8 protein-coding genes are annotated in these 12,634 nt (G+C 41.9%); all 8 read left to right on the forward strand.

Features of this window, described 5'->3' with window-relative positions; all coding sequences use genetic code 11:
* Positions 1 to 5: 5 nt before the first annotated feature.
* Positions 6 to 854, forward strand: a complete 849-nt coding sequence (locus H8796_RS10800) for a hypothetical protein (protein WP_117934651.1) — start codon at positions 6 to 8, stop codon at positions 852 to 854.
* A gap of 199 nt (positions 855 to 1,053) precedes the next feature.
* Positions 1,054 to 1,908 (forward strand): AAA family ATPase, encoded by an 855-nt coding sequence (locus H8796_RS10805; RefSeq protein ID WP_117934653.1) that lies wholly within the window; start codon positions 1,054 to 1,056, stop codon positions 1,906 to 1,908.
* Positions 1,886 to 2,902 carry a DUF4435 domain-containing protein gene (locus tag H8796_RS10810; RefSeq protein ID WP_117934656.1) on the forward strand — a complete coding sequence of 339 codons (1,017 nt, stop codon included), beginning with the start codon at positions 1,886 to 1,888 and terminating at the stop codon, positions 2,900 to 2,902. The genes H8796_RS10805 and H8796_RS10810 overlap by 23 nt, the downstream gene beginning before the upstream one ends.
* A 37-nt stretch (positions 2,903 to 2,939) precedes the next feature.
* Complete coding sequence (locus H8796_RS10815) at positions 2,940 to 4,280, forward strand: mechanosensitive ion channel family protein (protein WP_117934659.1); 1,341 nt, start codon at positions 2,940 to 2,942, stop codon at positions 4,278 to 4,280.
* Positions 4,281 to 4,306: 26 nt separating this feature from the next.
* Positions 4,307 to 5,203, forward strand: coding sequence for an AraC family transcriptional regulator (locus H8796_RS10820; RefSeq protein WP_009000371.1), 897 nt, complete (start codon positions 4,307 to 4,309; stop codon positions 5,201 to 5,203).
* A 373-nt stretch (positions 5,204 to 5,576) separates the two neighbouring features.
* A complete protein-coding gene (locus tag H8796_RS10825) occupies positions 5,577 to 8,288 on the forward strand; it encodes a TonB-dependent receptor (protein ID WP_117934662.1) in 2,712 nt (903 codons plus the stop codon).
* A 43-nt stretch (positions 8,289 to 8,331) separates the two neighbouring features.
* A complete protein-coding gene (locus H8796_RS10830; RefSeq protein WP_117934665.1) occupies positions 8,332 to 9,540 on the forward strand; it encodes a hypothetical protein in 1,209 nt (402 codons plus the stop codon).
* A gap of 192 nt (positions 9,541 to 9,732) precedes the next feature.
* Positions 9,733 to 12,543 (forward strand): ATP-binding protein, encoded by a 2,811-nt coding sequence (locus H8796_RS10835; protein WP_117934667.1) that lies wholly within the window; start codon positions 9,733 to 9,735, stop codon positions 12,541 to 12,543.
* The last annotated feature ends 91 nt before the right edge of the window (positions 12,544 to 12,634 follow it).

Consider the following 12,634-nt stretch of genomic DNA (forward strand, 5'->3'; position numbering starts at 1 on the left):
CAATCATGAGAAACAAACATCTGTTATTAGTTTTCGTAGCTATGCTAGGATTGGCTTTTGTGTACCCGACCTCTTTGAGTGCCCAAAAAGACAAGAAGAAAAAAGAGAAAAAAGAAATTATCTGGGAGCTGCCCGAACCATCGGGAGATGCAACCATTGATGGATATCTGTTGTCTTGTGACACCTTGTATAACAAGATTTCAACATATCGGGATAGCCTTTCTCACTACAAATATCGGGAGGCTTCTTTCTCCGTAGGAGGAAAAAACTATCTTTTCAAATGTATGATCGATTCCGTAAACAATCAGTTCTTGAGCTATGGTATGGGACGTTGGCAGGTAGCACAAGGCATTATGACGGGAGCTGAAATAGTTCTTGATGCCACCAGTCTTAGTTTGAATACGGCTTCCGCAGCTCTTGCTCTTCCGAACCTGAAGTTGAAGGCAATCAAATATTTTAAACCGGTCAAGGACTTGGGACCTCACGTGATTGGTATGGGCTTGAAAGAAATTCCCGCCATCAAGAAAGAGTGTCAGAACACCATGCGTAAGTATGGCAATGCAAAGAAAGTAGCTATCCTTCCTGAAAATCTCGACCCGACTGTCCGCGAACATCTGATGGCTGAATTGGGAATCGATGCAAATACCTTTGAAAAATGGTACTACAAATATATTTTCGTCAATGAAGATATACAGGAAGCTGCCGAAGGAACCGAGAACCAAGTTGTAGAAAAGACGGAAGAAGAAAAAGACGCAGGCAATAAACTGACGGATTACAAGAACTTCGGTGTAGCCGATTTGCCGGAAGGACAGGCTGAACCGTCGGCAGAGGAAGAAATGAACTTATTGAGTTAATCGTAATTTGACTTGTTCTTATACTTCTGACATAAAGAACCGTTTTTGAAATACGAATGACGCAGTAATGTGGACAAAATCAAAAATCCACATTACCTGCGCCATTCTTTTTATTTGTTACCTTTATTGAAAACTGCTGTAAACGTGATTCATTTATCGTATGATTTGTTTATATTTGCCTTGATTAAACTTGAATATTATGGAACAACAGGCCAATTATATCCGTCGTATCGAAATACACGGACTATGGGAACGCTTTAATATAGGATGGGATTTGCGTCCCGATGTGAATATCCTCTCCGGCATCAACGGAGTGGGGAAGACTACCATTCTGAACCGTTCGGTGGGATATCTCGAGGAACTTTCCGGTGAAATGAAAAGTGACGAGAAGAACGGAGTGCGTCTTTTCTTTGACGATCCCCAGGCAACCTATATCCCCTATGATGTGATCCGGAGCTACGACCGTCCCTTGATTATGGGAGACTTCACAGCCCGTATGGCAGACAAGAATGTAAAGTCCGAACTGGATTGGCAACTCTACCTGCTGCAACGCCGTTATCTCGATTATCAGGTCAACATAGGCAATAAGATGATCGAAATGCTTTCCAGCACTGATGAGGAAGAACGCCGTAAGGCAGCCACTCTATCTCATGCTAAGCGCCGCTTTCAGGATATGATTGACGAATTATTCAGCTATACACGTAAAAAGATAGACCGGAAACGAAATGATATTGCTTTCTATCAGGATGGCGAACTATTGTTTCCCTATAAACTATCGTCCGGCGAAAAGCAAATGCTGGTTATTCTGCTGACCGTACTTGTGCAGGACAACAGCCACTGCGTACTGTTTATGGATGAGCCGGAAGCTTCCCTTCACATAGAATGGCAGCAAAAACTGATTGCCATGATACGTGAGCTGAATCCGAATGTGCAGATCATCCTGACCACTCATTCACCTGCCGTCATTATGGAAGGCTGGCTGGATGCCGTGACAGAAGTAAGCGATATATCTACCAATATAAATCAAACAAATGGCAACTTCACTACGAGATAATCTGACTTCTTCCTATTTCAATGCCGCCCATAAGCTTTATCCGAAGAAAGCCCGCCGACGTATCATCGCTTATGTAGAAAGCTATGATGACATTGCTTTCTGGCGCACATTGCTTGAAGAATTTGAAGATGATGAACACTATTTCCAAGTGATGCTTCCTTCGGCCACCTCCCTGGCAAAAGGAAAAAAGATGGTCCTCATGAACACGCTGAATACAGCCGAACTGGGGAGAAGCCTGATTGCCTGTGTGGACAGCGACTATGATTTCCTGTTGCAGGGAGCCACTAATACCTCCCGTAAAATCAACCGGAACAGATATATTTTTCAGACTTATACTTATGCTATTGAAAACTATCATTGTTTTGCCGAAAGCCTTCACGAGGTATGCGTGCAGGCCACATTGAACGATCGTTCCATCCTGGATTTCAACTCCTACCTGAAGCGGTACTCCGAAATTGTATATCCACTTTTTCTCTGGAACGTCTGGTTCTATCGCCAACGGGATACTTACACCTTCCCGATGTACGATTTCCATACCTATACTTCTTTGCGTGAGATTAATCTCCGGTATCCGGAAAAGAGCCTGGAATCACTCCAACAACGGGTTAACCAGAAGTTGGCAGAGTTGAAAAAGAAATTTCCTCATAACATTAATCAAGTAAACGGACTGCAGGCTGAATTTAAAGAACTGGGCTTGGTGCCGGAAACTACCTACTTGTATATGCAGGGACACCATGTGATGGATAATGTGGTAATGAAACTCTTGATTCCGGTCTGCACCGTATTACGCCGTGAACGGGAACAGGAAATCAAACGACTGGCCGAACATAATGAACAATTCAGAAACGAACTTACTTGTTATCAGAACAGTCAGGTAAATGTGGAAATCATGCTCAAGAAGAATGTAGCCTACAAAAGGCTCTTCCATTACGATTGGCTGCGGCAGGATATCAGTGAATATTTAGAAGAAGGAAGAAATAAACAGAAATCATAAATAAAAGAAAAACTAAAAAAGAGAGAGAAGATTGCTTATGAAAGAAGTAAAGGAAGTAGTTGATACTGTGAGTGTAGCATTGGCAAATGGACGGCCGGAAGAAGCAGGTAATGTAATGATGCAAGAAGTAAACCATGCTTTGCTTTCGATGGGAGTAGATGAAGTCTGGGCGGATAAGATTGATAACTTTATCATCTTATTGTGCATAATCGGAATCGCTTTACTAGCCAATCTGATTTGCCGCAAGATTATTCTGCGTACCGTAGCCAAATTGGTGAAACAGACGAAAGCAACCTGGGATGATATTGTATTTAATGATAAAGTGATGCTGAATATCAGCAGATTGGTAGCACCTATTTTGATTTATATATCTATCCCTATCGCATTTCCCGAACATGCGGACTCCGGTTTGCTGGACTTCCTTCGCAGACTTTGCATGATTTATATCCTGGCAGTCTTTCTTCGCTTCGTTAGTGCGTTGTTCACAGCCGTTTACCTCGTATATAGCGCACGCGAACAATATAAGGACAAACCTTTGAAGGGACTTTTGCAGACAGCACAAGTCATTCTCTTCTTTATAGGAGCTATTATTATTATCAGTATCCTGATAAAGCAAAGTCCGGTGGTACTGCTGACCGGATTGGGCGCTTCCGCTGCCGTTTTGATGTTAGTATTCAAGGACAGTATCATGGGATTTGTCTCCGGTATCCAGCTTTCTGCCAACAATATGCTGAAAGTGGGTGATTGGATCACGATGCCGAAATACGGTGCGGACGGTACGGTGATAGAGGTAACGTTGAATACCGTAAAAGTGCGTAACTTTGATAACACCATCACTACCATTCCCCCATACCTGTTGATTAGTGACTCTTTCCAGAACTGGCAGGGAATGCAGGAATCCGGCGGGCGCCGTGTGAAACGTTCCATTAATATAGACATGACCAGCGTGCACTTCTGTACACCGGAAATGTTGGCAAAATACCGGAAGATACAACTCTTGACGAACTATGTGGATGAAACGGAAAAGGTAGTGGAAGAATATAATAAGGAGCATCACATCGACAACTCCGTCTTAGTGAATGGACGCCGGCAAACAAACCTGGGAGTTTTCCGCGCCTATCTGACTAATTATCTGAAAAACCTGCCTACCGTTAATCAGGATCTGACCTGCATGGTACGTCAGCTCCAACCTACCGAAACCGGTATTCCGTTGGAACTTTACTTCTTTTCTGCCAATAAAGTATGGGTTGCCTACGAAGGTATACAGGCAGATGTTTTCGATCATGTGCTTGCCATTATTCCCGAATTCGATCTGCGTGTCTTCCAGAATCCGTCAGGAGCAGACCTCCATCGGATAGGGGTAAAGATAGAAAACTAATCAAACGCTTATAAATTACTATTACTATGACTACACCGTTATCCAACCAGATTATCCGTGAAATCACTCCTTTATCAGATAAGGATTGCTTTTACATTGCGGAGCGTTATAAAACGGAATTCACTTATCCTATTCACAATCACTCCGAATTTGAATTGAACTTCACCGAAAAGGCTGCCGGAGTGAGGCGGATTGTAGGAGATTCTTCCGAAGTGATAGGTGACTATGATCTGGTGTTGATAACGGGAAAAGACCTGGAACACGTCTGGGAACAGAACGACTGTCGTTCTAAAGAGATACGGGAGATTACCATCCAGTTTTCTTCCGATCTTTTCTTCAAGAGTTTTATCAATAAGAATCAATTCGACTCTATCCGCCGGATGCTGGATAAGGCACAAAAAGGACTTTGTTTTCCCATGTCTGCCATACTGAAAATTTATCCGTTGCTGGATACACTTGCTTCCGAGAAACAGGGGTTCTATGCAGTCATCAAGTTTATGACGATACTGTATGAGCTTTCTCTCTTTGAAGAAGAAGCCCGTACATTGTCCAGTTCGTCTTTTGCCAAGATAGATATTCATTCGGACAGCCGTCGTGTGCAAAAGGTGCAGGAATATATCAATGAACATTATCAGGAGGAAATACGTCTGGGGCAATTGGCTGATATGGTGGGAATGACGGATGTGTCGTTCAGCCGGTTCTTCAAACTGCGTACCGGAAAGAATTTATCTGATTATATCATTGATATTCGTTTGGGCTTTGCTTCCCGGTTACTGGTAGATTCTACTATGTCTATTGCCGAGATTTGTTATGAGTGCGGTTTTAATAATCTTTCCAATTTTAATCGTATCTTTAAAAAGAAAAAGAGTTGTTCGCCCAAAGAGTTTCGTGAGAACTACCGGAAGAAAAAGAAATTGATTTAGCCTGTTCTTCCTTATGAACTAATTCGCCGAATACGGAGAATTAGGTTTCGATATGCATAAAATTAATCGTCTGACAATTGTTATCTTTTCGTCTGACTACTGTTGAACTTTCGTCTGACAACTGTCAGACGAAAGTTCAACAGTAGTCAGACGATTAGTTTTATTCGTAATGAGGGATAAAACAGTGAAGTTACAGTCTTAAATTGGCTTATAAACAGGTTAGAGTTATGTCGTAAGTGATTGATAATATGTTTGTAACATGTTGTAATCATCTTGCAACGACTCTTTCAATAAATTGTATTTACTTCGTCTTATTGTTGTAATGCCCGACTCCTACCTTTGCCGACGTAATTAAAATGTAGAGCGAAGTTAGATGAAAAAACTATTTCTTATTCGATTTTCAGTGGCAGCTTTCTTTTGCCTGTTTATATTTTCCGCATCGGCTGTCAATATCAAGATTAAAGGAGCTGTGAAAGACAAACTATCCAAAGAGCCTTTGATAGGAGCTACTATACGTCTGTTAGGCACTCAAGTCGGAGCAGTTACCGATATGGATGGTAATTTCGAATTGAACAGCGTGGGTGTTCTGGAAGGTATGTATGACGTCGAGATCAAATATGTAGGCTACAAGACAGAAGTGCGCCGTAAAGTACGTGTGGAAAATGGAAAGCTGGTGATTTTGAATTTGGAACTGGAAACAGATGCACAAGAACTTTCCGACGTGGTGGTAGTAGCCAAAAAGAACCGGGAAAATGAGAATATGCTGTTGCTCGAACAGCAGAAAGCAGTGATTGCCGTGCAATCCGTCGGCGTCAGGGAACTCTCCCGCAAGGGTGTTTCGGATGCAGAAGGTGCCGTGACTAAAGTTGCCGGAGTATCTAAACAAGACGGGGTGAAGAATGTTTTTGTCCGTGGATTGGGAGACCGTTACAATGCAACTACGTTCAACGGATTCGCTCTTCCTTCCGAAGATCCGGAATATAAGAATATCTCTCTTGATTTCTTCGGTACGGATATAATCCAGTCTGTAGGCGTAAATAAAGCATTCAACGCAGGAGGCAGCAGTGATGTTGGAGGGGCAACCATAGATATTGTATCCAAGGAGCTGATCGGTAGCGGTCATCTGGGATTCGGCATTTCCGGTGGCTTGAACACGCAGACTGTAGCGGCTGATTTTCTGAAACAGGATGGGGTGAACTTTATGGGCTTTGCCAATCGTACCGAACCTGTGGATGAAAACTCATGGAACTTCAAAAATAAGTTAGACCCTTCCGGTCAACATCTCCAGATCAACCGGAGTTATAGCATTTCCGGTGGTAAACGATTCTATGTCGGCGAAGACAAAAATCCGCTTTCTTTCTTCCTGACTGCCGGACATACGACGGACTATCAGTATACGGATGAAATCATACGTAATACAACTACCAGCGGTACGATATACAAAGATATGAATGGCAAGAAGTATACGGAGAATATCAGTCAGCTGGCACTTGCCAATGTTGATTTCGATATGCAGAACCGTCATCATATCAGTTATAATTTTATGATGATTCATGCTAATACTCAATCAGTGGGCGATTACAATGGTAAGAACTCTATTTTTAGTGACGACTATGAAAACCTCGGATTCACCCGTCGTCAACAGGCGAATGACAATATGTTGATCGTTAATCAGCTGATGACTAACTGGGGATTAACCAAATCGTTAAGTCTGGATGCAGGTGCTTCCTATAACATGGTGAAAGGTTATGAACCGGACCGTCGTATCAACAACCTGACCAAAGCCGAAAATGGATATACATTGCTTAGAGGAAACTCGCAACAGCGCTATTTCTCAACTTTAGACGAAAACGATCTGAATGTAAAAGCAGGCTTGGTCTATCGTCTGAAAGATGATGTGGAAGAGATATCAAATGTCCGTTTCGGATATGCAGGCAGATTCGTTGATGATAACTTCAAAGCTACGGAGTATAACCTGACGGTAGGGCATGTTTCTACCATTCCTTCTTTGGATGACTTCTCGCTTGATGATTATTATAATCAGGAAAACTTTTCTTCCGACTGGTTTAAGATACAGAAGAATATAGATGAATATACAGTAAAAAAGAATATTCATTCCGCTTATGCCGAAGCTACCTACCAGTTTACTTCCCGTTGGATTGTGAATCTGGGATTGAAATATGACAAGGTGGATATTGAAGTGGATTATAATGTAAATCGTGGAGGCTCTAAAGGAAACAATACCATTCAGAAAGATTATTTCCTGCCCAGCTTGAATCTCAAATACAATCTGAATGAGAAAAACTCGCTTCGTCTGGGAGCCAGCAAAACGTATACGCTGCCGCAGGCAAAGGAAATATCTCCTTATCGTTATGTCGGTGTGAACTTCAACAGCCAGGGTAACCCCAATCTGAAACCTTCGGATAATTATAACCTTGATCTGAAATGGGACTTTAATCCCACTCCGACCGAATTGATTTCTCTCACGGCTTTTTATAAACTTATCAAGAATCCCATATCCCGCATAGAAGTGGCAAGTGCCGGAGGTTATCTTTCTTATGAGAATATAGCAGACAAAGCAACCGTAGCCGGAGTAGAAGTGGAAATACGTAAGAATCTGTTTGTCCGTCCGGTGGGTAATGCCGCGAATGGAATAAATAAACTCTCTTTAGGATTGAACGGCTCTTATATCTATACGAATGCAAAAATGCCTTTGGCAACGGTAACTACCGGTTCGCAACTGGAAGGAGCTGCACCGTGGATTGTCAATTTCGATCTCTCACATAACTTCACGAAGGGTAAGCGTAGCTTTGTCAATACATTGGTACTTAATTATGTGAGTGATAAGATATATACCATTGGTACACAGGGTTATCAGGATATGATGGAGCAGGGAATCCTGACACTGGATTTTGTGTCTCAAGCTAAACTCAATAAACATCTCTCACTCAACCTGAAAGCTCGTAATCTGCTGAATCCCTCGTATAAGTTAAGTCGCAAAGCGAACGAAAACGGGGAGAAAGTGATACTGAATGATTATAAGAAAGGAATAAATATAAGCCTGGGTGTGTCGTGTACATTCTAAGCCGGGTGATGAAATAAGATTATTAACTAATAATGAAAGCAAAATGAAAAGATTGTTTGTGAACTTTATGACATTTGCCGTTATGGCAACAGCACTTACATTGACTGCATGTAGCAGTGATAGTGACGGAGACGGCGATGGTAACGGAAATGGTGGAAACAATGGCGGAACAGGTAGCTCTATCGTTGTGGGTGAAAATATCCTGTCCGGAACGCTGACCGGAGAGCAAACGTTGGAAGCTAAGGAATATATTCTGAACGGAACAGTCGTGATTGAAGACGGAGGACGTCTGAATATCCCTGCCGGAACAACGATTAAAGCTCGTGAAGGTTTCAGCAGTTATCTGCTGGTAGCACAGGGTGGTAAACTTTATGCTGACGGTACCGCTGCCAAGCCAATCGTTTTCACAGCCAACTCAACAAGTCCTACATCCGGTTATTGGGGAGGAGTCATTATCAACGGTAAAGCTCCGATCTCCGGCTCGAATGCAAATAAGAGTGATACTGGCTTGACGGAAATCGACAATAACTATAAATATGGTGGTAGTGTCGATAATGATAATTCCGGTTCATTGACTTATGTGAAAATCTGCTATGCCGGTGCCCGCTCTACAGCAGATATCGAACACAACGGATTGACGCTGAACGGTGTTGGAAACGGTACCAAGATTGAGAATATCTATATTCTTGAAAGTGCGGATGATGCCATCGAATTCTTTGGTGGTACAGTGAATGTAACGAACCTGTTGGCTGTAAACCCGGATGATGATATGTTCGACTTTACTCAAGGATATTCCGGTACATTGAAGAACTGCTATGGTGTTTGGGAAAGCGGTTATACCAGTACAGAAGCAGATCCGCGCGGTATTGAAGCAGACGGTAATCTGGACGGTATCTATCCCGATCATCTGCGTCAATCGGACTTTACGGTTGAGAACATGACGATCGTAAATAATGCTGCAAATACAACGGACAATGTAGACCGTATGCAGGATGTGATAAAAATTCGTCGTGGCGCAAAAGCTACCATCACAAATGCCCTTGTCAAAGGTACTGGCGGAACCATCGACCTGATTGATATGAACGATAGTAAAGGGGCGGGAAATGCAGCGTCCAGCATCAGCATCACCAATACATTGAATTTTAAGAATAAGCTGAATGGTACATTGAATACATTTACCGAGCCAACTACTAACACAGGTGCAGATGTATCCTTGTTTACTTGGACCGGATATAACCTCTCCTCATTATAAGTAAGATATAGATTAGCGAAGTTTATCTTTTTCAATGGGAGGTATGGGAGAATTTGTAACAAACAGATTCTCCCATATTCTATTTGTTTTGTTTCATAATCTTCTTTTAGCTTTTTTATTTAGTTCTTTATGGTATGAGTGATTTCCTTTTTCGTATATTTGTCGACCTATTATCTTACAATGATATAAATTATGCAAACAGACAACGAGCGGTACCATAAAATGGCTTCTCTTGCACAGATCGGGTGGTGGGAAGTAGATTTAACGACAGGATATTACTTATGTTCCGATTATCTTTGTGATCTTCTGGGGTTGGATGGAGACACTATTTCTAATTCGGACTTTCTGAATCTGGTACGTGAAGATTATCGCAAACAGATAGCCCAGGAATTTCAGGCGAATTCTTCTATTCATAAGGACTTTTACGAACAAACTTTCCCTATTCATTCAAAATATGGTGAGGTTTGGTTGCATACCCGTTTGGCTTTTCGTGAAAAGGGGACAGGTGCTGGTGGAGGTGATAAGTCTTTCGGGGTAATCCAGCGTATCGAGGCTCCTAAGGAAGAAGAGCAAAGGGATGCATTAAGACGTGTAAATGACTTGCTTCGCCGTCAGAATTTTGTGTCGCAATCATTGCTTCGTTTCCTTCGTGACAAAGAGGTGGAATCGTGTACAACAGATATTTTAAAAGACATTTTGGATCTTTATAATGGAGAAGGTCGCGTTTATATTTTTGAGTATGACGAGACCCACACTCATCATAGTTGCACTTACGAAGTTGTTTCCGAGGGGGTGTCAGCAGAAAAAGAGACTCTTCAAAATATACCTATCAGTCAATCGAAATGGTGGAGTGAACAGATATTAGCTGGTAAACCGATTCTATTAAATACATTGGAACAGTTGCCCGAAGAAGCAGCTGATGAGTATCAGATACTTGCTGTCCAGGGGATCCGTTCTTTGATGGTTACCCCATTACTGGCAGGTGACCACATTTGGGGGTATATGGGCATTGATTTGGTGAAGAATTACCATGACTGGAGTAATGAAGATTTTCAGTGGTTTTCCTCATTGGGAAATATCATAAGCATTTGTATTGAATTGCGTAAAGCTAAAGACAAGGTCATCCGTGAACAGGCTTTCCTGAATAACCTGTTCCATTTTATGCCGATGGGATATATACGTATGTCTATTATCCGTGACGAGAATAATAATCCTTGTGATTATCGGGTGACGGATGCAAATGAAGTAAGTTCTGCATTTTTCGGACATCCTTTGGAATCCTATATTGGTGCTTTGGGATCTGAAAAGCATTCCGACTATCTCCAAAAACTTGATTTCCTGAAAGAAATTCTGGAAAGTGATTCTTATAAGGAGAAAGATGAATATTTCTCTAAAACGGAACGCTATACTCATTGGATTATTTATTCTCCGGAAAAGGACGAAGTTGTCGGGTTATTCCTCGATTCCACGGGATCTGTAAAAGCCAATCGGGCACTCGACCGTAGTGAAAAGCTTTTTAAAAATATTTTTGCCAATATTCCGGCAGGAGTCGAAATCTACGATAAGGACGGATATCTGATGGATTTGAATAATAAAGATCTTGAGATATTCGGTGTAGTGAATAAATCGGATGTGATAGGGATTAACTTCTTTGAGAATCCGAATGTGCCGCAAAGTATCCGTGATCGTGTACGGAATGAAGATTTAGTCGATTTCCGGCTTAACTATTCTTTTGAGCAAGCGGGGGGATATTATGAAACAAGTCGCTCCAACGTGATCGAACTATATTCGAAAGTTAGTAAACTATATGACAACGAGGGGAACTTCAACGGATATATCCTAATCAGCATTGACAATACGGAACGCATTGACGCGATGAATCGTATCCGTGATTTTGAGAATTTCTTCCTGATGATATCCGACTATGCCAAGGTAGGTTATGCCAAACTGAATCTTTTGAACCGGAAAGGCTATGCCATTAAACAGTGGTATAAGAACTTGGGTGAGGAGGAAGATGTTCCTTTGAGCGAGGTTGTAGGAGTTTATGGCCAAATGCATCCGGAAGACCGTAAACGTTTTCTTGATTTCTATGACGAAGTCAGGGAGGGAAGAAGAAGACATTTCCAGGGGGAGATGCGTATTCGTCGTCCTGGAACAAAGAACGAATGGAATTGGGTTAGCAGTAATGTGATGGTCACCAACTATAGACCGGAAGAAAACGAAATAGAAATCATCGGTATCAATTATGACATCACAGAGCTGAAAGAGACCGAAGCTGAACTGATTCAGGCACGCGATAAAGCAGAGATGATGGATCGCTTGAAAAGTGCTTTCCTTGCAAATATGAGTCATGAAATCCGTACGCCGCTGAATGCTATTGTCGGTTTCTCCGATTTGCTGGTGGAAACTGAAGACATGGCAGAACGTCAGGAATATATTAAGATCGTACGTGAGAATAATGATCTCTTACTGCAACTTATTTCGGATATACTCGACCTGTCGAAGATTGAGGCTGGTACGTTTGAGTTTACTAATGGAGACGTAGATGTAAACTTGTTGTGTGAGGATATTGTCCGCTCGATGCGTATGAAAGCGAAAGAAGATGTGGAACTGGTACTCGATAATCACCTCCCGGCTTGTCATGTCATTAGTGACCGTAATCGTATACATCAAGTAATCTCTAACTTTGTTAATAATGCAATGAAGTTTACCTCCGAAGGGAGTATTCATGTCGGATATGAACTAAAAGAGGGAGAATTGGAGTTTTATGTCAAAGATACGGGCATCGGTATTGAGAAAGAGCAGTTACCGCATATTTTTGAACGTTTCGTGAAGCTAAATTCTTTTGTGCACGGTACAGGATTGGGACTTTCTATCTGTCAAAGTATTGTAGAACAACTGGGTGGACGTATTGGCGTTGACTCTGAAAAAGGAAAAGGATCACGGTTCTGGTTCACTATTCCCGGGGTAATTGTGACGGAAGAGATGAGTTGCGCCCAGTAAAGGGGCAATTTAATATATAAAAGAAACGGTCTTGGTTTTTATGTCGATTGATGCTGACATGAAACCAAGACCGTTTCTTATGTTATAGAGG

The organism is Bacteroides sp. M10 (genome assembly GCF_014334015.1).
Lineage (GTDB): Bacteria > Bacteroidota > Bacteroidia > Bacteroidales > Bacteroidaceae > Bacteroides > Bacteroides intestinigallinarum.

Bases quoted from the DNA above. Each gene is read 5' to 3' on its own strand.
- H8796_RS10800 (WP_117934651.1), top strand. From the start codon at position 6: ATGAGAAACAAACATCTGTTATTAGTTTTCGTAGCTATGCTAGGATTG.
- H8796_RS10805 (WP_117934653.1), top strand. From the start codon at position 1,054: ATGGAACAACAGGCCAATTATATCCGTCGTATCGAAATACACGGACTA.
- H8796_RS10810 (WP_117934656.1), top strand. From the start codon at position 1,886: ATGGCAACTTCACTACGAGATAATCTGACTTCTTCCTATTTCAATGCC.
- H8796_RS10815 (WP_117934659.1), top strand. From the start codon at position 2,940: ATGAAAGAAGTAAAGGAAGTAGTTGATACTGTGAGTGTAGCATTGGCA.
- H8796_RS10820 (WP_009000371.1), top strand. From the start codon at position 4,307: ATGACTACACCGTTATCCAACCAGATTATCCGTGAAATCACTCCTTTA.
- H8796_RS10825 (WP_117934662.1), top strand. From the start codon at position 5,577: ATGAAAAAACTATTTCTTATTCGATTTTCAGTGGCAGCTTTCTTTTGC.
- H8796_RS10830 (WP_117934665.1), top strand. From the start codon at position 8,332: ATGAAAAGATTGTTTGTGAACTTTATGACATTTGCCGTTATGGCAACA.
- H8796_RS10835 (WP_117934667.1), top strand. From the start codon at position 9,733: ATGCAAACAGACAACGAGCGGTACCATAAAATGGCTTCTCTTGCACAG.